This is a genomic window from Pseudomonas sp. No.21 (assembly GCF_054558415.1).
The window spans coordinates 55,849-77,256 of record NZ_BAAJNO010000007.1 but is presented as its reverse complement, the minus strand read 5'-3'; the positions used below and the strand labels follow the sequence as shown (position 1 = coordinate 77,256).

General features: G+C 68.0%; 19 protein-coding genes. 14 read left to right on the top strand and 5 right to left on the bottom strand.

Features of this window, described 5'->3' with window-relative positions; translation table 11 throughout:
* Position 1: 1 nt before the first annotated feature.
* From aguB to ACYJSS_RS15625, 3 genes are read left to right on the top strand one after another with little or no spacing between them, the layout of a single operon-like run.
* Positions 2–913, top strand: a complete 912-nt coding sequence (gene aguB, locus ACYJSS_RS15635; protein ID WP_236206134.1) for an N-carbamoylputrescine amidase — start codon at positions 2–4, stop codon at positions 911–913.
* Between the two features lie 2 nt (positions 914–915).
* Entirely contained in the window at positions 916–2,010 is a 1,095-nt protein-coding gene (locus tag ACYJSS_RS15630; RefSeq protein ID WP_236206135.1) for an extracellular solute-binding protein, read from the top strand.
* Positions 2,011–2,045: 35 nt separating this feature from the next.
* Positions 2,046–3,173, top strand: coding sequence for an agmatine deiminase family protein (locus ACYJSS_RS15625; RefSeq protein ID WP_236206136.1), 1,128 nt, complete (start codon positions 2,046–2,048; stop codon positions 3,171–3,173).
* Positions 3,174–3,638: 465 nt separating this feature from the next.
* Here ACYJSS_RS15625 and ACYJSS_RS15620 read toward each other — a convergent pair whose 3' ends face one another.
* Complete coding sequence (locus ACYJSS_RS15620; protein WP_111261014.1) at positions 3,639–3,941, bottom strand: DUF1883 domain-containing protein; 303 nt, start codon at positions 3,939–3,941, stop codon at positions 3,639–3,641.
* 329 nt (positions 3,942–4,270) lie between these two features.
* Between ACYJSS_RS15620 and ACYJSS_RS15615 the strand changes: the two genes are divergently transcribed.
* Positions 4,271–5,710, top strand: a complete 1,440-nt coding sequence (locus ACYJSS_RS15615) for a purine-cytosine permease family protein (RefSeq protein WP_236206137.1) — start codon at positions 4,271–4,273, stop codon at positions 5,708–5,710.
* Positions 5,707–6,564: a nitrilase family protein gene (locus ACYJSS_RS15610; RefSeq protein ID WP_111261016.1), complete on the top strand. Its 858-nt coding sequence runs from the start codon at positions 5,707–5,709 to the stop codon at positions 6,562–6,564. Before ACYJSS_RS15615 ends, ACYJSS_RS15610 begins: the two co-directional genes overlap by 4 nt.
* A gap of 43 nt (positions 6,565–6,607) precedes the next feature.
* On the opposite strand, the gene ACYJSS_RS15605 is transcribed toward ACYJSS_RS15610, so the two are convergent.
* Together ACYJSS_RS15605 and ACYJSS_RS15600 are read right to left on the bottom strand one after the other, a co-directional pair.
* Positions 6,608–7,480 (bottom strand): helix-turn-helix transcriptional regulator, encoded by an 873-nt coding sequence (locus ACYJSS_RS15605; RefSeq protein WP_236206171.1) that lies wholly within the window; start codon positions 7,478–7,480, stop codon positions 6,608–6,610.
* 90 nt (positions 7,481–7,570) lie between these two features.
* Positions 7,571–8,596, bottom strand: coding sequence for a pyridoxamine 5'-phosphate oxidase family protein (locus ACYJSS_RS15600; RefSeq protein WP_236206138.1), 1,026 nt, complete (start codon positions 8,594–8,596; stop codon positions 7,571–7,573).
* 367 nt (positions 8,597–8,963) lie between these two features.
* On the opposite strand from ACYJSS_RS15600, the gene ACYJSS_RS15595 reads away from it, so the two are divergent.
* Positions 8,964–9,995, top strand: coding sequence for an ABC transporter substrate-binding protein (locus ACYJSS_RS15595; protein WP_236206139.1), 1,032 nt, complete (start codon positions 8,964–8,966; stop codon positions 9,993–9,995).
* A 310-nt stretch (positions 9,996–10,305) separates the two neighbouring features.
* Here ACYJSS_RS15595 and ACYJSS_RS15590 read toward each other — a convergent pair whose 3' ends face one another.
* The gene (locus tag ACYJSS_RS15590) at positions 10,306–10,668 is read right to left on the bottom strand and encodes a winged helix-turn-helix transcriptional regulator (RefSeq protein WP_236206140.1); all 363 of its coding nucleotides are present in this window, start codon (positions 10,666–10,668) and stop codon (positions 10,306–10,308) included.
* 123 nt (positions 10,669–10,791) lie between these two features.
* On the opposite strand from ACYJSS_RS15590, the gene gstA reads away from it, so the two are divergent.
* The 7 genes from gstA to ACYJSS_RS15555 all read left to right on the top strand — a co-directional run bounded on the left by gstA (position 10,792) and on the right by ACYJSS_RS15555 (position 19,202).
* Entirely contained in the window at positions 10,792–11,394 is a 603-nt protein-coding gene (gene gstA, locus ACYJSS_RS15585) for a glutathione transferase GstA (protein WP_236206141.1), read from the top strand.
* A gap of 75 nt (positions 11,395–11,469) precedes the next feature.
* A complete protein-coding gene (locus ACYJSS_RS15580; protein WP_236206142.1) occupies positions 11,470–12,498 on the top strand; it encodes an AraC family transcriptional regulator in 1,029 nt (342 codons plus the stop codon).
* Positions 12,499–12,772: 274 nt separating this feature from the next.
* Complete coding sequence (locus ACYJSS_RS15575) at positions 12,773–13,132, top strand: DUF3509 domain-containing protein (protein WP_111261023.1); 360 nt, start codon at positions 12,773–12,775, stop codon at positions 13,130–13,132.
* Positions 13,133–13,400: 268 nt separating this feature from the next.
* Positions 13,401–15,668 (top strand): ATP-binding protein, encoded by a 2,268-nt coding sequence (locus ACYJSS_RS15570; protein WP_236206143.1) that lies wholly within the window; start codon positions 13,401–13,403, stop codon positions 15,666–15,668.
* A 9-nt stretch (positions 15,669–15,677) separates the two neighbouring features.
* Positions 15,678–16,139 (top strand): response regulator, encoded by a 462-nt coding sequence (locus ACYJSS_RS15565; RefSeq protein WP_236206144.1) that lies wholly within the window; start codon positions 15,678–15,680, stop codon positions 16,137–16,139.
* Positions 16,140–16,203: 64 nt separating this feature from the next.
* Positions 16,204–18,594 (top strand): hybrid sensor histidine kinase/response regulator, encoded by a 2,391-nt coding sequence (locus tag ACYJSS_RS15560; protein WP_111261025.1) that lies wholly within the window; start codon positions 16,204–16,206, stop codon positions 18,592–18,594.
* Positions 18,591–19,202, top strand: a complete 612-nt coding sequence (locus ACYJSS_RS15555) for a biliverdin-producing heme oxygenase (protein ID WP_111261026.1) — start codon at positions 18,591–18,593, stop codon at positions 19,200–19,202. Before ACYJSS_RS15560 ends, ACYJSS_RS15555 begins: the two co-directional genes overlap by 4 nt.
* Positions 19,203–19,385: 183 nt before the next feature.
* On the opposite strand, the gene ACYJSS_RS15550 is transcribed toward ACYJSS_RS15555, so the two are convergent.
* Complete coding sequence (locus ACYJSS_RS15550; RefSeq protein WP_111261027.1) at positions 19,386–20,618, bottom strand: NADH:flavin oxidoreductase/NADH oxidase family protein; 1,233 nt, start codon at positions 20,616–20,618, stop codon at positions 19,386–19,388.
* 120 nt (positions 20,619–20,738) lie between these two features.
* Between ACYJSS_RS15550 and ACYJSS_RS15545 the strand changes: the two genes are divergently transcribed.
* Positions 20,739–21,173 carry a MerR family transcriptional regulator gene (locus tag ACYJSS_RS15545; RefSeq protein WP_111261028.1) on the top strand — a complete coding sequence of 145 codons (435 nt, stop codon included), beginning with the start codon at positions 20,739–20,741 and terminating at the stop codon, positions 21,171–21,173.
* The last annotated feature ends 235 nt before the right edge of the window (positions 21,174–21,408 follow it).

Below are 21,408 nucleotides of genomic sequence, written 5' to 3'. Positions count from 1 at the left end.
GATGGCCAGGCTGACCGTCGCCACCACCCAGATGGCCTGCAGCTGGAACCTCGCGCGCAACCTCGACCAGGCCGAGCGCCTGGTCCGCGAGGCGGCCGCCAGGGGCGCCCAGGTGATCCTGCTGCAGGAGCTGTTCGCCACCCCCTATTTCTGCATCGAGCAGAACCACCGCCACCTGGCGCTGGCCGAGGAGTACGCCCAGAGCCAGGTGCTGGCGCGCTTCGCCGACCTCGCCGGGGAGCTGGGCGTGGTCCTGCCGCTGAGCTGGTTCGAGCGTGCCGGCAACGCCTTCTTCAACTCCCTGGCCATGGCCGACGCCGATGGCCGCCTGCTGGGCGTGTACCGCAAGACCCACATCCCCAACGCCATCGGCTACCAGGAGAAGGACTACTTCAGCCCGGGCGACACCGGCTTCCGCGTCTGGGACACCGTTCACGGCCGCCTCGGCGTGGGCATCTGCTGGGACCAGTGGTTCCCCGAGACCGCGCGCTGCCTGGCCTTGCAGGGTGCCGAGGTGCTGCTGTTCCCCACCGCCATCGGCTCCGAGCCCGGCGCCCAGGGCCTGGATTCCCGCGACCACTGGCAGATGACCATGCGCGGCCACGCCGCCGCCAACCTCCTCCCGGTGGTGGCGGCCAACCGCGTCGGCCGCGAGGTGGCGACCACCGACCCGGAATTGCAGATGAGCTTCTACGGCTCCTCCTTCATCTGCGACCACAAGGGCAAGGTGCTGGCCGAGGCCGACCGCGAAGGCACCACGGTGCTGCTGCAGGAGCTGGACCTCGACGCCATGGCCGAGGAACGCCTGGCCTGGGGCATCTACCGCGACCGCCGCCCGGAGATGTACGGCCCGATGCTCGGCCTCGACGGCAAGCGCACCCACGTCACCTGGCAGAACACCCGAGGAGCCTGAGCATGCGTGCCTTCCGATCGCTGTTGGTCACCGCCGCCGCCCTGGCCTGCCTGGCCGGCAACGCCCAGGCGGAGGAGAAGATCCTGCGCCTGTACAACTGGGCGGATTACTTCGCCGAAGACACCCTCAGCCGCTTCACCGCCGAGACCGGCATCCAGGTCGTCTATGACGTGATGGACGGCAGCGAAACCCTGGAAGCCAAGCTGATGGCCGGCAACAGCGGCTACGACCTGGTGTTCCCCGGCGACACCGTGGCCGAGCGGCTGATGCGTGCCGGCGCCCTGCAGAAGCTCGACGCGAGCAAGCTCACCGGCCTGGACGACATCGAGCCCGGCCTCAAGCGCCTGCAGACCCGCTACCCCTACTCGCGCCACGCCGTGGTGCCCTACACCTGGGGCACCATCGGCATCACCTACAACGCCGCGATGATCGCCCAGCGCCAGGCCGATGCGCCGGTGAACAGCCTCGACCTGCTGTTCAAGCCGGAGCTGGCCGCGCGCTTCGCCGACTGCGGCATCTCGGTGATCGACTCCCCCGACGAGGTGCTCGCGGTGGTGCTCAACTACCTGGGTCGCGACCCGCGCAGCGCCAAGGCCGAGGACCTGGCGGCGGCCACCGCGCTGCTGAGCGCCATCAAGCCCTACATCCGCAAGTTCCAGTCGCAGCCGGTCACCGACCTGGTCAACGGCAACCTCTGCCTGTCCCTGGGCTACAGCGGCGACGTCACCCAGTCGCAACGCGCCGCCGCAGCGGCGGGCAAGCCGATGGACTTCCAGTACCGCATTCCCCGCGAGGGCACCACGGTGTGGATGGACACCCTGGCCATCCCCGTCGATGCGCGGCACCCGGAATACGCCTATGCCTTCATCAACTTCGTGATGCGCCCGGAGAACATGGCCGCCATCAGCAACTTCACCGGCTACCCCACCTCCAGCGCCAAGGCGCGGCCGATGGTGGACGCCGACATGCGCGGCAACCCGGACATCTACGTCGACGATGCCACCTATGCCCGGCTGATCCCCGGGCGCGACATCCCCCAGCGCGACATGCGTGCGCGCATGCGTGCCTGGACCAAGTTCAAGACCTCCACCCACTGAAATGCCCGCCGGCGCCCCGCGCCCTGGAGAAAGCCATGCCTTCGCGTCGTGACTTCATCAAGCACCTCACCGCCGTCGCCGGCCTCGGCGCGGTCGCCAGCCTCGGGCTCGGCATCTCGCCCGCCCGTGCCCAGGCCGCCCTGCGTGGCGGCGCCTGGCGCATGCCGGACGAGAACGGCGTGCACGTCTGCAGCTACGTCAGCTTCGGCGCCCAGGCGGCGATCTGGGAGGACTTCACCGCCGACGTGCAGGACTGCATCGGCCTGATCGCCCGCACCATCGCCACCTACGAGCCGGTGGTGGTGCTGCACCGCCCCGGCCAGCTGAGCCTGGCCAGGCAGAAGTGCGGCACGCGCAACACCCGCTTCGTCGAGATGCCCCTGGACGACGTGTGGATGCGCGACATCGGCGGCGCCTTCGTGGTGGACGGGCAGGGCGGCCTCGGCCTGGTGGATTTCAACTTCAACGGCTGGGGCAACAAGCAGCAGCACAGCAAGGATGGCGAGGTGGCCGGGGAAGTCAGCTACGACGCCGACGCCAGCTACATCGCCAGCCAGCTCACCGGTGAAGGTGGCGGTATCGAAGTGGACGGCGCCGGCACCGGCATCATGACCGAGAGCTGCTGGATCAACGGCAACCGCAACCCCGGCCTGAGCAAGGCCCAGGTGGAAGCCGAGCTGATGAGCAACCTCGGCCTGCGCAGGATCATCTGGCTGCCCGGCATCAAGGGCAAGGACATCACCGACGCCCACGTCGACTTCTACGCGCGCTTCGTCAAACCCGGCGTGGTGGTCGCCAACCTCGACAACGACCCGCAGTCCTACGACTACGCGGTGACCCGCAAGCACCTGGAGATCCTCAACAAGGCCACCGACGCCGACGGCCGCAAGCTGCAGGTCCACACCCTGCCGCCGCCCCGCACCCTGCGCAACAACCGCTTCACCCGTAACAACCCGGACTTCGCCCCCGGCTACATCAACTACTACCCGGTCAACGGCGCGGTGATCGCCCCGCAGTTCGGTGACGCCAGCGCCGATGCCTTCTGCCGCGACCTGCTCACCCGGCTCTACCCGGGGCGCAAGGTGGTGCAGATCAACATCGACGCGGTCGCCGCCGGCGGTGGCGGCATCCACTGCGTCACCTGCCACCAGCCGAAGGTGTAGACGGGCGGTCCCGGTTCCGATGGGCTCCCGGTTTGTAGGGGGGATGACGCTCTTTTCATCCACCGTGCGAGGCCGCCGGGAGCACCGTGGTGGCAGCCCTGCGGGTTGCTTGGCGTACGGGGCGGGTGCAAGGCCGGTGATGGGTTTCGCTGCGCTCTACGCCATCCTACGGTTCGTGTGCGGGGCCTGTTGGGGCGAATGCATGCGCCCGCTTTTCCACCCGGTTCGTGTCACACCCGCTCCATTTGTTTACGTGCGAAAAGTTGACACATGGACATGTAAACAAACACGACATAGCGTGACGCCCCAGATGCCGAATCAACTTCTGGGGAGCCCGGACATGTTGTCGATCGAACTGATTGTGGAAAACCTCGCCAGCAGCGCCCTGGTGCTGGGCGTCATGCTGGGCCTCGCCTGGCTGGCCTACGGCCCGGCCGAGCGCGGCCTGCGTGGTTGAGGCGGCCGTCAGGCCATGTCGGAAGGCGAGCGGCGCACGAACTTGATCTTGTGGGTGAAGGTCGGTTTGCGCGTCACGCTGATGGCCCGGCGGGTCACCGCGTCGAGGGTGATGTTCCAGTAGCCGGTGCTGGGCACGGTGATGCGCGCCGGGAACTTGTCGAAGGCGCCGCCGTGGTAGGTGTGGCGCCCACCATTCTTGAAGCTGCGAAAATTCGCGTCGCTCATCAGGCGGATGTTGCAGACCTGCGAGCACTCGATGACCACGATGTCGCCTTCGTTGAGGTGTTCGCGCTGGTGGATGAACTTCATGTACCGCTCCGGAACTGGTAAAGCGAAAAGGCGCAACGATATCACGCCCTTCCCCCGGCCCGCTCCGCCGCGAAGGCCGAACGGCAGGCCTGCCGACGGGCTGCGGTAGCGCTTGGTTTGCATATTCCTCAACCAAGTATTTGATTTGTCCGATGTTTCCCCGCCGCCCCCTTGGCTAGAGTCGGTGCCATAACGACTACAACAAGCCGAGGCATCCGATGGACCACCTGCCCCTCTCCTGCGACATCCCGCCCGCCTGATCCGCAACCCGTGACCTCCACCGCACGCCCCTTGGCGCTGCGCCTTCACGTTCCGGATGAGGCCTTCACATGCACAACACCCCGCACACCCAAGCATCGCGCCCGAAGATCGAGGTGCGCTCCATCGACTACGTGCCGCGCAGCGAGCGCCACGGCAAGGTCTGGCACCAGGGGCCGTTCTGGTTCACCGGCAACTTCGTGCTCACCACCCTGGTCACCGGTTTCACCGGACCGGCCCTGGGGCTGGGGGCGTTGCCCTCGATGCTGGCGATTCTGATCGGCGTGGCCATCGGCACCTTCTTCATGGCCTTCCATGCCAACCAGGGGCCGCGCATGGGGCTGCCGCAGATGATCCAGTCGCGGGCGCAGTTCGGCCTCCGCGGCGCGGTGGTGCCCTTCATCGCAGTGGTGGGGGTGTACATCGGCTTCAACGTGTTCAACGTCATCCTCGCCACCGATGCGATCAACACCGTGCTGCCCGGCGCGCGCACGCCCTGGTACGTACTGCTGGTGGGGCTGGCGGTGCTGCTGGCGATCGTCGGGCACGACCTGCTGCACACCGTGCAGCGCTGGCTGACCTACCTGATGATCGCGGTGTTCGGCATGCTCACCCTCTTCGCCGTCACCGAGCTGCAGGCCGATGCGGCCCTGGCGTCGGCGGGGTTTTCCTGGAGCGCGTTCCTGGTGCAGCTCTCGGCGGCAGCCGGCTACCAGATCAGCTACTCGGTGTACGTGTCGGACTATTCGCGCTACCTGCCCCACGACACGCCGCCACGCCGGGTGATCTTCTGGACCTATCTCGGCGCCGGCGGCTCGGCGCTGTGGCTGATGTCCCTGGGGGCCTTCATCGCCTCGGCACTGCCGGCGCCGGATGCCATCGGCAGCATCCGCGAGATCGGCAACCGGCTGTTCGCGGGCTTCGGCACCTTCACCGTGCTCATCGCCGTGCCGGCACTGGTGGGCATCATGGCGGTGAACTGCTACGGCGCGATGCTCACCAGCCTCAGCGCCATCGACGCCTTCGCCCGTGTGAAGCCGACCCTGCGCCTGCGGGTGGCCGGTATCGGCGTGATCGCCCTCCTCGTGCTGGTGGTGGCGCGGCTGATCCCGGAGAGCTACCTGGGCAGCTTCAACACCTTCGTCCTGCTGATGCTGTACTTCCTGGTGCCCTGGACGGCGGTCAACCTGGTGGACTTCTACCTGGTGCGGCGCGGGCACTACGCGATCAGCGAGATCTTCAATCCGCAGGGCCTGTATCGCGGCTGGTCGGTCGCCGGGCTGCTGGCCTATGGGCTCGGGTTGCTGGCGATGGTGCCGTTCATGGCGCTGGGTTTCTGGACCGGCCCCGCCACGGCCGCCCTGGGCGGTGCGGACATCGCCTTCGCGGTGGGCCTGCCGGTGTCCGGGCTGAGCTACTGGCTGCTGGCCCGGAAGCTGGACCTGGCCGCCGAGCGCCGGCTGGCGGAATCGGACCAGCAACGACTGGAGCAAGGAGGGCCGCAGGCATGACGACGATGAAGGTGAGCGTGGCCTGCTGCCAGGTCGCCCCGCGCATTGGCGAGCTGGCCTTCAACCGCGCGCTCGTCGAGCGCGTCACCCGCCGGGCGGCGAGCCTGGGCGCGCAGGTGGTGGTGCTGCCGGAGCTGGTGCAGAGCGGCTATGTGTTCCGCGACCCCGCCGAGGCCCGGGCCCTGGCCGAACCGCTGGACGGCCCCGGCATCACGCTGTGGGCGGCCCTGGCCGCCGAGCTGGGCATCGTGCTGGTGGGCGGCTTCTGCGAGCTGCGCGAGGACGGCACCCTGGCCAACAGCGCGGCGCTGGTGGATGCCAGCGGGGTGCGCGCGGTGTACCGCAAGGCGCACCTGTGGGATGGCGAGAAGGCGATCTTCACGCCCGGCGATGCCGCGCCCCCGGTGGTGGACACGGCCTTCGGGCGCCTCGCGGTGATGATCTGCTACGACCTCGAATTCCCCGAATGGGTGCGCCTGCCGGCCCTGGCCGGCGCCGAGCTCCTCTGTGCCCCGGTCAACTGGCCGCGAGGCCCGCGCCCGGTGGGTGAACGCCCCGCCGAAGTGGTGCGGGTGCAGGCCAATGCGGCGGTGAACCGGATGACCATCGCCGCCTGTGACCGCCACGGCCACGAGCGGGGCGTGGATTGGGTGGAGGGTTCGGTGCTGGTGGACGCCGACGGTTATCCCCTGGCCGGGCCGGCGGGCGAGGGCGGCGAGCAACTGCTGCTGGCGTCGCTGGACCTGGGGGCGGCGCGGGACAAGCGCATCAGTGGGCATAACGATGTGCAGGGTGATCGGCGGCCGGAGCTTTATGCCGGGGTACTGGCTGTGCAGGGGAGGGCCCTGGGTTGAAGCCCAGGCGACAGGGTGATCGGCGTAGCCCGGCAGCGAATGCTCAGCTGTAGAGCCAGCGCCCGAGTTCTTCCAGGTTGGCGACCACGATCTGCTGCGCCACCGGCTTGGCCTGCACCTTGTTCGGGTCGATCTGGTAGCGCTGCAGCACGTATTGCACCAGGGCGCCGCGGCTGTGGATGACCAGCTGGCCGCCCTGCATGCCGTAGTCCGCCTCGATGATCGCCTGCTGCGCGGGCTTCAGCCGACCGTCGGGGGCGAGGATCACCTCCACCGCCGTCATCCAGCCCTCGTCCGCGTCGCGGCCCTGTGCGGACTCGTCCATCAGGTCCGGCTCGCCACGGAAGCGGCTGAGCACGAAGTCGCGGTAGTCGCGGTTCTTCTCGCAATAGGCGCGCACGTGCCAGCGCATGCCGGTGAACACCAGGGTGTGCGGGGCGATGACGCGGATCTCCGATTCCGGGTGGGCCAGGGATACGTACTCGGTCTCCAGGCGCAGGCCGTCGCGACAGGCCTGGAGCAGGGGGCGCAGCACCTCGGGGCGGATGCTGCGGTCCGGCACCTGCAGCACCTCGGTGTGGGCGTAGGCCAGGGCCAGGCCCTCGATGTGCGGCGAGCGTTCGCGGTTCTGGTCCAGCAGGTGCAAATAGGCACTGGCGCTGCCGTCGATGAACAGCGGGCGGAAGCCCTTGCCGGGTTTGTAGCCCTTGAGGTGCTTGTCGTAGACGAGGTTCTTCGGCGCGTGCTCGTTGAGGTAGGCGTTGATGTCCTTGGAGGCCTGCTGGCGGCTGATGCCGAAGCTCTGCATCAGGTGGTTGGTGGTCAGCCGGCCTTCCCACCAGGCCACGGTTTCGATGAGCCGGTAGCGCTGGGCGAGGTCCCAGCGGACGTGGTCGATGGAGCGCTTCATGGCGATGCACCTGGCGGGAGGGAGCCTTGGGTATAGGCCAGGTGCGTGGATATGTCCAATAAGGCGACATGACGCGTCGGGTGGCTGGAAGGCCCGTCAATAGAGGTGCTTGAGATCGTGCCTGACCACCGCATCCACCACCAGGGTGGTGGCCTTGCCCAGCAGGCCGGTGCCGTTCATGTGCTCGGCGAGCATCTTCGGGAAGGAGGGGATGGCCGTCGGCGCCAGGTGGGTCTCCGCGCGCCACAGGCCGGCTTCGACCAGCTCGGCTGCCTCGACGAAGGCGAAGCGCTCTACCTCCACCAGGGTGCCCAGCACTGGGGCCTTGCCGTTCACCGCGAGCGGGCCCAGCAGCTGCGGGTCGGCGCTCACCTGTGCGCGGCCGGTGACGCTGAGCACGGTCGCTGAGCCCGGCAGCAGGAAGGCCAGCTTCAGTTCGTCGCAGGCGAGGATGTTGCTCAGCGACACCGCCACCTTGTTGCCCGGCCGTTCGGGGATCAGCAGCCGCTGCGGGTCGAGGAGCCCGATGAAGCCGTCCGGGTCGCCCCGGGGCGAGAGCTCGGTGGCTCCCTCGGCGTTGCGGGTCAGCATCAGCAGGTAGGGCGAGCGGGCGATGAAGCCCCGCGCGGCCTCGGAGAGCACGCCTTCGCCCCGTTCGGCCGGCCACCCGTCGAGGTGTTCGCGTGGCGTCCAGAAGTCCGCGCGCACCATGGCCCGCGAGCAGTGCAGGAACAGGGCGTCGGCCTCGAATTCCAGGCAGGTGCCGGCCTCTTCCCGCAGCGGCTGGCCGCGACCATTGGCGCGCAGGGCGAAGCCGATGCCCGGCAGGATGAAGAGCAGGCTGCAGGCCCTGGAGTTGCCGTACTCCAGCAGGGGCAGGGCGGCGGGCCAGGCCAGCCGGATGCGCTTGCCTTCGGCCAGGATCACCGGCGTGGTGTGCAGGTCGAGGAAGGCGATGTCGCTGTCGGCGCCGGCCAGGCCGACGGCGCAGACACTGGCGTTGCGGATGAGCGTCAGGCAGTGGGGGTCGATCACCGGTTGCAGGCGCTTCTTCATCAGGGCGGGCGGTTCGGCGATCAGCGTGCGCAGGGCGCCGAGGGATTCGATGCGGTGGCGGGACATGCGGCAACTCCTCATGGGGCGGTGACCCGATGCTAGGGCCGCCCGGGCCATGAGGGCATGGCGCATGGTTTCAATCGACATGGCGTTCGGTTGCAATCGTCCGCGCGGGTGCGACGGCCACGCCCGATAACCTGAAACGCTCGTCCCAGAGCCTGTGAAGCGCTCGCCACTGTGACGGAAAGCAATATGTGTGACGGGCGTTGCGTTCAGACTGTGCGGCAGATCCGGACCCGGTGCCTGCCAGGGGCGGTGGGAGGCAGCGTCATGTCGCTGCCGCGCACCTGGCAACCAAGGGGCACTGTGAGAATCCGGGCAGCGCCACGGTCGACCCGTGGCCACACCGCCAATCGACAATAAGGAATGCTTCATGGATGTTGCTGTACGACGTGCCCTCGGTCTTCTCCTGGCCTGCGCCAGCCTGCCCGCCTCGGCGGATTTCGTCACCGTGATCACCTTCGGGGGCGCCAACAAGGACGTGCAGAAGGAGGCCTTCTTCAAGCCCTTCAAGGCGAGCACCGGCAACGCCGTGGTGCACGGCTCGTACAACGGCGACCTCGACAAGCTCAAGCACATGGTCGAACTCAGCCACGTGACCTGGGACGTGGTGGAGATGGAGGCACCGGAACTGGCGCGGGGCTGCGAGGAGGGGCTGTTCGAGAAGCTCGACCCGGCCCTGCTCGGCAACCCCGCCGACTTCGTACCCGGCACCTTCCAGCCTTGCGGCGTCGGTATCTTCGTCTGGTCCACGGTGCTCGCCTATGACTCGGCGAAGATCAAGAACGTCCCCAGCGGCTGGGGCGATTTCTGGGACCTGCGCAAGTACCCGGGCAAGCGCGGCCTGCGCCATGGCGCCAAGTACAACCTGGAGTTCGCCCTGATGGCCGACGGCGTCGCGCCGCAGGACGTCTACCAGGTGCTGGACACCCCGGCCGGTGTCGAACGCGCCTTCCGCAAGCTCGACGAGATCAAGGCCAGCGTCGTCTGGTGGAAGGCAGGCGCCGAACCGGTGCGCGCCCTGCAGGACGGCAAGGTGGCCATGAGCGCCGCCTACAACGGCCGCATCGCCACCGCGCAGAAGGAAACCCGTTCCCTGGCCATGGTCTGGACCGGCAGCATCTACGACTTCGACTACTGGGCTCTGCCCAAGGGCTCGTGGAAGGGCGACCTGGCCAGGACCTTCGTCGCCTTCACCACCCAGCCGGAGCGGCAGAAGGCCTTCGCCGAGGGCATCTCCTATGCCCCGGTGAACAACAAGGCGATCGCCATGATCGACCCTGCCATCGCCGCCACCCTGCCCACCGCCCCGCAGAACATCAGCGGCGCCCTGCCGATGAGCGTGAAGTTCTGGGCCGCCCACGGCGAGCTGGAGCAGCGCTTCGAGAACTGGGTGAAGAACTGATCCCCCGCACGGAGCTGGTCTGTGTGTAGGGTGGAGGTCGCTCTTCACCTCCACCAGCGGTGCTTCATGTGGGTACGAATGCTTGTGGCTGCGTAGCCCGGGAGCGGAGTTGCCTGCATCCCCGGGCTGAAGCCCGGGCTACAACCTGTGCAGCATGTGGGCGCGAACGGTGGACGGGAGAAGCGTCGTCCACCCTACGGTTCCGGCGCGCGAGGCGTTGGTCCGTGTGTAGGGTGGAGGTCGCTCTTTACCTCCACCGGCGGTGCTGCATGTGGGTACGAATGGTGGACGGGAGAAGCGCCGTCCCCCCCTACGGTTGCACGTGCTCCGGCGTTGGCGCTTCGGCGCCCTCGTGCGGCGGTCTCGCCTTGAGCCAGAGGCCGAATTCCTTGATCACCTCGACCACCTTGCGCAGGCGCTGGCCGTCTTCGGTGAGCTGGTATTCCACCCGCACCGGCACTTCCGGGTAGACGGTGCGCAGCACCATGCCGGCCTCTTCCAGGGCGCGAAGGTCGAGGGTGAGCATGCGCTGGGAGATGTGCGGGATGTCGCGGCGCAGGTCGTTGAAGCGCTTGGGACCGTCGAGCAGGTAGGACACCAGCAGCAGGCGCCAGCGGCCGCCGAGCAGGTGCATGGCTTCCTCGACCGAGCAACCGGATACGTTCTTCTTCATGGGGGCTCCAGGTATATTTTGTGTACCTAAGCTACAGATTTCTCCCTTCTTCAAAAAGAGAACCGCTGCGTCGATACTCCCGCCGCGCCCCCATTCCGGGGGTGGCCCGTGCAAGGAGTCGCCATGAAGCTGTACTACGCCCCCCGTACCTGTTCGCTGTCGCCGCATATCGTGCTGCTGGAGCTGGGCCTGCCGTTCGAGGCGGTCCGTGTGGACAACCGCAGCAAGCTCACCGAGCACGGCGACGATTTCCTCGTCATCAACCCCAAGGGCTATGTCGCCGCGCTGGAGCTGGACAATGGCGAGGTGCTCACCGAAGGCACCGCCATCGTCCAGTACCTGGCCGACCTGCGCCCGGAGGCGGGGCTCGCGCCGGCCAACGGCACGCTGCAGCGGGTGCGCCTGCAGGAGTGGCTGAACTTCATCTCCGGGGAGATCCACGCCGGCATGAGCCCGCTGTTCAACGCGGCGATCCCGGAGGAGGTGAAGGCGATCTTCCGCGCGCGCCTGTTCAAGCGCTTCGACTTCCTGGAAGCCGCGCTGGGCCAGGCCGACTACCTGCTGGGCAATCGCTTCGGCGTGGCCGATGCCTACCTGTTCACCGTGCTCGGCTGGGTGGATTTCTTCGCCATCGAGCTGGCGCCCTGGCCGGCGCTCGCGGCCTTCCGTGCGCGCATCGGGGCGCGACCCCAGGTGCAGGCCGCGATGCGTGCCGAGGCGGCGTGAGGCACGCGACCGCAGCCGCTGGCGGTGCCTGCGGCTGAGCGGTTACTGTCCGTGCAGGAAAAAGGAAGGCCTGCCATGAGCCCAACCCGCGTCTCCGCCCTTGCGGTGCTCGACCTGCATGACCTGCTGCTGCAACTGGGCGCCGTCGAGGCGGCGCAGCTGCAGGTTGCCGGCCTGTCCCGCGAGGTGCTGCTGGAGCGTTGCGATCCCGCCGCGCCGCTGCAGGAGCAGCGCCTGGACGAGGGCCTGTTGCTGGGGTTGTGGCAGTTGGCGGCGAGCAACGCGGCGTTGCCGCAGGTCGGCCTGCTGGTCGGGCAGGTCTTCAACCCCGAGCGACGTGGCCTGCTGGCCAGCCTGCTGTTCCAGTGCGCGTCGGTGGGCGAGGCGCTGTCGACCTTCCTGCGTCATGGTGCGCTGATGAACCCCTCCGAACGCTGGAGCGCACGCGATGCACAGGGCGGCCTGTGCCTCGAACTGGAGTTCGTCGCCGGGCGCGGTTATCCACAGGCGGCGGTGGAGCGCAGCCTGGCGGCGCTGGTGCGCTGGGGACGGGAGCTGGTGGGGGAGGACTTCGTGCCGCAGCGGGTCGAATTCGCCTGCCCGTGCCCGGCCCATGCCGCGTACTTCGTCGAGGCGTTCGGCAGGCCCGTGCGGTTCGGCTGCCCCGCCAACCGCCTGTATCTGTCGCGCGAGCAGGTGGCCAGCCCGATCCGCAGCGCCAACCCCTACCTCAAGGCGTTGCTGGAGTCGCGTGCGCAGATGGCTCTGGAGCAGCTGCGGGCCGAGCGCGACCTGGCCGAGCGCGCACGCCTGATGATCCGCGCCGGTCTCGCCGGCGGCCCGGGCATCGAGGCGCTCTGCGCCGCCCTGCACCTCAGCCGAGCGACGCTCTACCGGCGCCTGCGTGAGCAGGGCACCAGCTTCACCGCGCTGCTGGAGCAGGAGCGCAGTCGTCTGGCCCTGCAGCAGGTGCGTGACGGCGTGCCGCTGCAGGCGATCAGCGAGGCGTTGGGCTTCAAGGACCTGAGCACCTTCCACCGTGCCTTCCGCCGCTGGTTCGGCCATTCGCCCGGTGCGGCGAGAAGGCCGTCCGTCGCGGAATGACGCCAGTGGGGCTCGCCTGAGTACCGCCGCTCCCTCCACCCCAGCGCAACGGACGACCGCTTTCTCGGCAACAGGTTCGAGCGAAACGTGGCGGCCCGTCCAAAAGTTCAGTGCAGATTGCAAGGCTCGCTTGGGGGCATCGTGCAATATGCAAGTGGCATTTTGATGGCTATAAGATCCAACTATATGATTTTCATGATTTTTTTCATTCGGCTCAACTGGCACAGCGGGTGCAGAGGGAAGAGCTCAAAGAAAAATATCAGGGAGCAGAACAATGCAGATCGCCATCAAAGAATTCTTCGACGCATTCCCCGGCTACGAGGTGTCCATCCGCCCCCGTCCCGACGGCATGCTGCTGCTCACCCTCGGCAAGCAGGGCGAGACGGCCATGAGCAAGGCCATCCAGAGCGACGCCGTGTTCTGCAAGGAGCGCGTGCGCGGGCTGATCCGCGATGTGATGCGCGAGATGAAGCTGGCCTCCGGCGAGGTGACCTGGAAAGGCGAAGGCAACATCTGGCTGAGCCGTGACCTGCCGACCTTCACCGGCGGCCCGATCCAGATGACCGCGGCCAAGACCCTGGTCGAGCGCCGCAAGCTGGAGCGCATGGCGGGTCGTCGCGCCGTCGCAGGCTGATCGCAGCGGCCGCCGGTCCCTGTGATCGGCGGTGCCGCTGATCTTCCGTCGCTGGAAGCGAATGAGTTTTTGGGAATTTTTCACGTTCCAGGCGTTCAATCCTTCATGATAAGCGAGGCGATCAATCCCGCTGGCCGTCGACCTGGTCGACGGCGGACACCGGCGGTTCAGCCTCCCTGACATCAATGGAATGCGTGGCTGCAGTGCGCCGAATATCCGGCGCGCGCCCTTGCGAGGGTCGGCAGTGGTGCATCGAAGGAGACCGTTCTTGATACCCAGCGACAGCGACGAGGCCCTGGCCAACGCGAGCGAGAACTGCGCCCGGGAGCCCATCCATATCCCCGGCAGTATCCAGCCGCACGGCTTCATGCTGGTGTTCGACGAGGCCGCTGGCCGCGTCGTCCAGGCTAGCGAGAATGTGCGCGAGTGGTTGGGGCTGGCGGTCGAGGACCTGCTCGGCCGCCACCTCGATGAGCTGCTGGCGGATGTGCCGCCGTTACTGGCACGCCTGGCCACCCTGGCGGACGACGAGACCAATCCCTTCCATGTTGGCGATGTGCATTTCGCCATCGGCGACCGGGCGGGCCAACCGATCGCGATGATGGCGCACCGCTGGGACGGCGTGCTGATCGCGGAGTTCGAGCCTGCCAGCGACGTGGCCACCGCCTACGGCAATTTCTATCCGCTGGTGCGCAGCTTCATCGGCCGCCTGCAGGAGTCCGACAGCATCGAGGCGCTGTGCCGGCGCGCGGTGGAGGAGGTCAAGCGGGTCACCGGCTTCGGCCGGGTCAAGGCCTACTCCTTCGACGCCGATGGCAATGGCCTGGTGCTGGCGGAGGAGGCCGACCCCGGCTACCCGCGCTACCTGGGCCTGTGCTTCCCCGCCTCGGACATCCCCCAGCAGGCCCGTGCGCTCTATTGCGCCAACCGCATCCGCGTGATCGAGGACGCCAACTACCGGCCTTCGCCCCTGCGGCCCCAGGACAACCCGCTGAGCGGCAAGCCGCTCGATCTCAGCTTCTCGGCCCTGCGCAGCGTCTCCCCGGTGCACCTGCAGTACATGCGCAACATGGGCACCCTGGCGTCGATGTCGATTTCCATCGTCGTGCGCGGCCAGCTCTGGGGCCTGATCTCCTGCCATGACGAGCAGCCGCGCGCGGTGGGCTTCCAGACGCGCACCGCCTGCGAGCTGCTGGGCAGCGTGCTGTCGCTGCAGATCGAGACCCGCGAGGCCCACGGCCAGACCCAGCGCCTGCTCGGCCTGCGCCAGCACATCGTGAACCTGCTCTCCTCGATGGCTGACCGCGACAGTGTGGCCGCCGGCTTGCTGGCGATGCCCACTGCCCTGCTGGACTTCGCCCGTGCCAGTGGTGCGGCGATCATCTCGGCGGCCAATTGCGACCTGGTGGGGCAGACGCCACCCCGGGCGCAGGTCGATGCGCTGGTGCACTGGCTGGCCAGGCGTGGTGGCCAGGAGGTCTTCCACACCGACAACATCGGCCACGACATCGACGAGCTGCCCGAGCTGGCCGCGCATGTGGGCGGTGTACTGGCGGTGGCCATCTCCAAGATCCACTCCCACTACCTGCTGTGGTTCCGCCCCGAGCAGGTGCGCACCGTCGAATGGGCGGGCAGGCCGGAGAAAAGCATCGGACCGGGGGGCGCGCTCAACCCGCGCAACAGCTTCGAGCGCTGGCAGGAGACGGTTCGCGGCTTCTGCGTGCCCTGGGACCCGCTGGAAATCGAGGGCGTGATCGAACTGCGCTCGGCGGTGCTCGGCATCGTCCTGCGCAAGGCCGAGGAGATGGCCCAGCTGGCGGGTGAGCTGAAGAAGTCCAACAAGGAGCTGGAAGCCTTCTCCTACAGCGTCTCCCACGACCTGCGTGCCCCGCTGCGGCACATCGCCGGCTACGCCGAGCTGCTGGGGGAATTCGAGGGGGGGCGCCTGTCGGAACGTGGCCTGCGGTTTCTCGATCACATCGGTGAGTCGGCGCGTTTCGCCGGCACCCTGGTGGACAACCTGCTGAGCTTCTCGCAGATGGGCCGCGCCGCGCTGCGTTTCTCCGACGTCGACTTGCAGGCGCTGGTGGAAGCCATCCGCCACGAGATGGCGCCGGATGTGGAAGGGCGCCGAATCGAATGGCGCACGGACGGGCTGCCGGTGATAATCGCCGACGCCGCATTCCTCCACCTGGCGATGCGCAACCTCCTGTCCAACGCCGTCAAGTACAGCCGCGACCGCAACCCCGCGATCATCGAGGTGAGTGCGCGTTTCGAGGGCGACGAGGTGGTGGTGGCCGTGAGCGACAACGGCGTGGGTTTCGACATGGAGTACGCCGGCAAGCTGTTCGGCGTGTTCCAGCGCCTGCACCGCATGGAGGAGTTCGAAGGCACCGGCATCGGCCTGGCCAGCGTGCGCCGCATCATCGAGCGCCACGATGGCCGCGTGTGGGCCGAGGGCCGGGTCGACGAAGGCGCCACTTTCTTTTTCTCACTGCCCCTGCGTGGGCAGGAAATACCGTCAAGGAACACATGAGGATCGATGATGCTCAAACCCATCCTGCTGATCGAAGACAACCCCCGGGACCTTGAGCTCACTCTCGTGGCCCTGGAGCGCAGCCAGCTGGCCAACGATGTGATCGTCCTGCGTGACGGCGCCGAGGCGCTGGATTACCTGTTCCGTCGCAACGAGCACGCCCAGCGCGCCGACGGCAACCCGGCGGTGATGCTGCTGGACCTCAAGCTGCCGAAGATCGATGGCCTGGAAGTGCTCAAGGTCGTGCGCGATACCCCCGAGCTGCGCAGCATTCCCATCGTCATGCTCACATCCTCGCGGGAGGAGCCCGACCTGCAGCGCGCCTACGAGCTGGGAGTGAACGCCTATGTGGTGAAGCCGGTCGAATTCAAGGAATTCGTCGCGGCGATTTCCGACCTGGGCATCTTCTGGGCCGTGCTCAACGAACCGCCGCCCGGCTCGCTGCGCCTCCAGCGCCGCCCGGGCTCCTGAGCCGCGACCATAGCCACGCCCCGGCCGCCGATCGCCGGGCTACAGGGAATGACGACGACTGTCCATGCCGCAAAAGCCTTTGAACCTGCTGTTAGTCGAAGACAGTTCGCGCGATGCCGAGTTGGCCCTGCTGACCCTGGAACGTAGCGGCCTGCTGGTGGAATCCACGCTGGTCTACAACCATCGGGGCGTCGAGGAAGCGCTGTTGCGCACCCAGTACGACCTGATCCTCTGCGACTTCATCCTCCCCGGTTCCTCGGGCGCCCAGGCCCTGGAAGTGGCGCGGCGCCTGGCCCCGAAAACGCCGTTCATCTTCCTCTCCGGCGTCTTCGGCGAAGAGCACGCAGTGGAGATGATGCGCCAGGGCGCCATCGACTATGTGCTCAAGCAGAACCTCAGCCTGCTGCCCAAGGCGGTGACCCGCGCGCTCGCCGAGGTGCACGAGCGCAAGCGCCGGCTCATGGCCGAAGAGGCGCTGATGGAGGTCGAGGTGCGCGCGCGCCTGGCCATCGACTCGGCACGCATGGGCATGTGGGACTACCAGCCCGAGGATGACCGGGTGATCTGGGACGAGCGCTGCAAGGCGCTCTACGAACTGCCGCAGGATGCCGAGATCAGCCTGCGCACCTTCCTCGATCGCTGCCACCCGAAGGACCGGCCGCTGCTGGAGCGGCGGATGAACGAGGCGCTGTCCAACGACAGCGGCAACGATTACCAGGCCGAATACCGCCTGCAGCTGCCCGGCGGCCGCGAGCGCTGGGTGCAGACCAGCGGCCGCGCCTTCTTCGAGGAGGGCCGCTGCGTGCGCTTCATCGGCGTGCTGCAGGACATCAGCGAGCAGAAGTACGCCACCGAAGCCCTGCAGCGCCTCAACGAGATGCTCGGTGAACGTGTCGAGCGGCGCACCCGCGAGCGCGACCGCACCTGGGAGCTGTCCCGCGAGCTGCTGGCGGTGCTGCGCTTCGACATGACGCCCATCGCCCTCAACCCGGCCTGGGAGGAAACCCTCGGGCTCACCCGCCAGCAGCTGACCCGCGTGCAGCTCTGGCAGCTGATCCACCCGGACGACATCGACGCCACCCTGCGCGAGGCCGAGAACATCGCCAACGGCAACGTCTCCACGCGCTTCGTCAACCGCATGCGCCACAAGGACGGGGAGTACCGCTGGCTGTCCTGGACCATCGTTCCCGACGAAGGGCTGATGTACGCCGCCGTGCGCGACATCACCAGCGAGCGCGCGGTGATGGACGAACTGGCCAGTGCCAACAGCCAGCTGCGCGAGCAGATCCGCGAGCGCGAGCGTGTCGAGGCGGCGCTGCAGCAGCTGCAACGACTGGAAGCTGTCGGCCAGCTCACCGCTGGCGTGGCCCATGACTTCAACAACCTGCTGACGGTGATCCTCGCCAGTACCACCTTCCTCGAACGTGACCTGGCGCGTGGCAACTTCGAGCGCTCCCAGGGCCGCCTGCAGAACATCAAGGAAGCCGGCGAGCGGGGTGCCAAGCTCACCGGCCAGTTGCTCGCCTTCGCCCGGCGCCAGCGTCTGGAGCCAGTGGAGGTGAACCTCAACGACACGGTGCGCGGCCTGCTCGACATGCTCCAGCGCACCCTCGGCGGCTCCATCTGGATCGACACCGATACCGCGCCCGACCTGTGGCGCGCGCTGGTCGACCCGACCCAGACCGAGATGATCATCCTCAACCTGGCGATCAACGCACGCGATGCGATGCCCGCCGGCGGCACCCTGCGCCTGAGCACCTCCAACCAAGTGGTCAGCCAGGCGCCGCAGCGCCCCGAGGACCCGGAGCCCGGCCCCTACGTGGTGCTGGCGATCACCGACACGGGCAGTGGCATGAGCGATGAGGTGGTAGCCAAGGCCTTCGAGCCCTTCTTCACCACCAAGGAAGTGGGCAAGGGGTCCGGGCTCGGCCTGGCCCAGGTGTTCGGCTTCGCCAAGCAGTCCGGCGGCGGCGTCAGCATCGAGACCTGCGAAGGGCAGGGCACCACGGTCAAGGTCTTCCTGCCATGCATCCAGACGGATGCCGGCGAGGCGCAGGCCGAGCTGCACCTGCCTGCCGAGCCCCCGCTGGAGGGGCCGCGGCGCACCATCCTGCTGGTGGACGACGACGACAACGTGCGCGAGGTGACCGCCTCCCTGCTCGATGCGCTCGGCTACCGGGTGCGCGAAGCGCAAAGCGGTGCGCGCGCCCTGGAACTGCTCGACGAAGGCGTCGACCTGCTGCTCACCGACTTTGCCATGCCCAGCCTCAATGGCGCCGAGCTCGCGCGTCTGGCCCGGCAGCGCTACCCGGCGCTGCCGGTGTTGTACATCACCGGCTACGCCGAGCTGGATGACCTGGACGTGAGTGACAGCGTGATCGTGCAGAAACCCTTCCGTGACGACGAGCTGGCCACCAAGCTCAGCGCCGCCCTGAAGCGCCACGCCGCCGCATGAGCCTTCGCCAGTTCCTGAGGGACGCGGGCGCTCACTGGCACGCGCGGGTCGATTGCGCCTACTCGGCCTTCTGCCTGGAAAGCCGCAGCGGCTATGGCGATTTCCTCCAGGCCCACGCCCGCGCCCTCCTGGCGCTGGAACCCGCCCTGGAGGCGGCGGGCATCGAGCGGCTGCTCGACGACTGGCCGCAACGCCGCCGCCGCGAAGCCCTGTGCCACGACCTGCAAGCCTTGCACCTGCCCATCCCGGAAACCGCCCCACTGGTGCTGGCCGCTGACGCCGGCACGCTCTGGGGCCTCGCCTACGTGCTGGAAGGCTCCCGCCTCGGCTCGCGCCTGCTCGCCAGCCGAGTCCGCCAGGCCGCCTGGCCGGGCGCCACCACGGCCCTGTGCTACCTGGGCCATGGCGAGGGCCTGCCGCTCTGGCCCGGCTTCCTGCGGTGCCTGGAAGAACAGCACGGCCAGCAGGACCCTGAGGCCCTGCGCAGCGGCGTCGAACTGGGCTTCCGTACCTTTCTCGCCGCAACCCGCCCACCCTTGCGGCCCGGCGTGGCAGCGCCGGTGGAGGTGGAAAGCGACCTCCACCGAACGCTTGGATCAACCCCGTAGCCCGGTATTCCAACGCCACGGTCTCAGGCTCCGTGGGGTGGACCGCGCTTGATCGGTCCACCGTTCGCGGCCCCGGTGACACCGCAGGTGGAGGTGGAATACGCACGGATCACCCCAGTCGCACGGCTCCAGCCCCTCACCCGCGCCATCACCCGCGCGAACGCGGGGGCCACTGACGGGCGATCAGGCGCGGTTGCTCATCTGCTTCCTGTATTGGCGTGTGCGGCCCAGGGTCTTCCACTGTTCGTTCAGCAGCGCTTTCAGCGGCGAGGCGCCTGGGTCCGGCTGGTTGCCGGCGGCCAGGCGGCGCATCTGGAATTTCACCAGGGCCATGTAGGCCAGGGCAGCCAGGGCCTTGCGCTTCCAGCGGATCGGCGGCAGTTCGGCGCTGGCTTTCGTCTCGCCGTTGCGCCAGCGGCGGGGCAGGGCGGGGTCGACGGCCAGGGCGGTGCCGATACCGGCCATGGCCACGCCGCTGGCGAGTACCTGCTCCACCACCGGCAGCCGCCGGATGCCACCGGTGACCATTACCGGCATGCGCGCGATGGCGGCGATCTCCTGGGCGAACTCCAGGAAGTAGGCTTCACGGGCGAGGGTGCGGCCGTCACGGGCGTCGCCCTGCATGGCCGGGGCCTCGTAGCTGCCGCCGGAAAGCTCCACCAGGTCGACGTCCAGTTCATTGAGCCAGAGCACCACCTGGCGTGCGTCGCTCGGCTCGAAGCCGCCGCGCTGGAAGTCGGCCGAGTTGAGTTTCACCGCCACGCAGAAACCGGGCGAAACCTGGGCACGCACGGCCTTCACCACCTCCAGCAGGAAACGCGCGCGATTCTCCAGCGAGCCGCCCCAGCGGTCTTCGCGGCGGTTGCTCAAGGGCGAGAGGAACTGGCTCAGCAGGTAGCCGTGGGCGGCGTGGATCTGCACGCCGGTGAAGCCGGCCTGCTCGGCGAGCACGGCGGTTTGGGCGAAGCGCTGGATCAGCGCGGCGATCTCCGCCTCGTCCAGCGCCTTGGGCACCGGGAACATCTTCGACAGGCCGCCCATCTCCAGTGCCACGGCGGAGGGGGCGACCGTGGGCTGGCCGAGGTTGGCCTGCATCTGCCGGCCGGGGTGGTTGATCTGCATCCAGAACTGCGCGCCCTGGGCACGGCCGATGCGTGCCCATTCGCGGAAGCGCTCCAGCTTCTGGCCTTGCTCCAGCACCACGCCGCCGGGGCCGGTCATGGCGCGGGCGTCCACCATCACGTTGCCGGTCAGCAGCAGGCCGGCGCCGCCCTCCGCCCAGGCGCGGTAGAGACGCAGCAGCTCGTCGGAGGGGGTCTGGTCCGGGTTGGCGAGGTTTTCCTCCATCGCCGCCTTGGCGATGCGGTTGGGGATGACGGCGCCATTGGGCAATTGCAGGGGCTGGAAGGACGACATGGGGCTCTCCGGGTAGGCGCCGGTCGTCGGCTCGGGGTGAGCGGCGTTCGGCGGGGGCTGTGACGTCGCAAAGGCTAAGGTTAAAGTCAACTTCAAGGTCAATAGGGGAGCAGCAAATAAATGAAGATCGGCGAACTCGCCAAGCGCAGCGGCCTGGCCGCCTCGCGCATCCGCTTCTACGAAGCCAGCGGCCTGATCCACGCCCAGCGCCTGGGCAACGGCTACCGCGACTACCCCGAGGAAACCCTGCATGTGCTGGAAATCATCGGCTGCGGCCAGCAGGCGGGCTTCAGCCTGGAGGAAATGCGCAGCCTGATGCCCGGCGCCGACCTGCGCATCGGTGACCACGATCGCCTGCTGGCTGGCCTGCACGCCAAGGTCGCGGAGATAGAGATCGTCCAGCAGCGCCTGGCGCAAAGCCGCGAGCGCCTCTTGCAGACCATCGCCAGCATCGAGGGCAAGCCCGAAGGCATGGACTGCGCGGAAAATGCCCAGCGCGTGATGGCGCAGTGGCGGGAGCGCAATGGCAAGGGGGCGAAGGAAGCGGCTTCCTGATACGGCGGGGGCTTCCGAGCAACTGCCGTTGACCAACGAGCCAGCAGATGTGCGTGGGTATCAATTTGGCCGCACCGGAGGCGGCGGAATCGGCACCGATAACCTGACGGATCCGGGATACGGCTGGGTCCATGGCTTTCACCCGGCCTTTGGCCATTGAGCGTACTGGCGAATGGGGGGGCGGTCTAAGCCGTGCAGCCAGCTGATTAAAGCGGGTTTTCGCTGTGGAGCCCTG

Bases quoted from the DNA above. Each gene is read 5' to 3' on its own strand.
- ACYJSS_RS15590 (WP_236206140.1), bottom strand. From the start codon at position 10,668: ATGAAGAAGAACGTATCCGGTTGCTCGGTCGAGGAAGCCATGCACCTG.
- ACYJSS_RS15550 (WP_111261027.1), bottom strand. From the start codon at position 20,618: ATGTCGTCCTTCCAGCCCCTGCAATTGCCCAATGGCGCCGTCATCCCC.
- ACYJSS_RS15545 (WP_111261028.1), top strand. From the start codon at position 20,739: ATGAAGATCGGCGAACTCGCCAAGCGCAGCGGCCTGGCCGCCTCGCGC.
- ACYJSS_RS15615 (WP_236206137.1), top strand. From the start codon at position 4,271: ATGCACAACACCCCGCACACCCAAGCATCGCGCCCGAAGATCGAGGTG.
- ACYJSS_RS15560 (WP_111261025.1), top strand. From the start codon at position 16,204: ATGCCGCAAAAGCCTTTGAACCTGCTGTTAGTCGAAGACAGTTCGCGC.
- ACYJSS_RS15580 (WP_236206142.1), top strand. From the start codon at position 11,470: ATGAGCCCAACCCGCGTCTCCGCCCTTGCGGTGCTCGACCTGCATGAC.
- ACYJSS_RS15600 (WP_236206138.1), bottom strand. From the start codon at position 8,596: ATGTCCCGCCACCGCATCGAATCCCTCGGCGCCCTGCGCACGCTGATC.
- ACYJSS_RS15630 (WP_236206135.1), top strand. From the start codon at position 916: ATGCGTGCCTTCCGATCGCTGTTGGTCACCGCCGCCGCCCTGGCCTGC.
- ACYJSS_RS15575 (WP_111261023.1), top strand. From the start codon at position 12,773: ATGCAGATCGCCATCAAAGAATTCTTCGACGCATTCCCCGGCTACGAG.
- gstA (WP_236206141.1), top strand. From the start codon at position 10,792: ATGAAGCTGTACTACGCCCCCCGTACCTGTTCGCTGTCGCCGCATATC.
- ACYJSS_RS15595 (WP_236206139.1), top strand. From the start codon at position 8,964: ATGGATGTTGCTGTACGACGTGCCCTCGGTCTTCTCCTGGCCTGCGCC.
- ACYJSS_RS15610 (WP_111261016.1), top strand. From the start codon at position 5,707: ATGACGACGATGAAGGTGAGCGTGGCCTGCTGCCAGGTCGCCCCGCGC.
- ACYJSS_RS15620 (WP_111261014.1), bottom strand. From the start codon at position 3,941: ATGAAGTTCATCCACCAGCGCGAACACCTCAACGAAGGCGACATCGTG.
- ACYJSS_RS15565 (WP_236206144.1), top strand. From the start codon at position 15,678: ATGCTCAAACCCATCCTGCTGATCGAAGACAACCCCCGGGACCTTGAG.
- ACYJSS_RS15555 (WP_111261026.1), top strand. From the start codon at position 18,591: ATGAGCCTTCGCCAGTTCCTGAGGGACGCGGGCGCTCACTGGCACGCG.
- ACYJSS_RS15625 (WP_236206136.1), top strand. From the start codon at position 2,046: ATGCCTTCGCGTCGTGACTTCATCAAGCACCTCACCGCCGTCGCCGGC.
- aguB (WP_236206134.1), top strand. From the start codon at position 2: ATGGCCAGGCTGACCGTCGCCACCACCCAGATGGCCTGCAGCTGGAAC.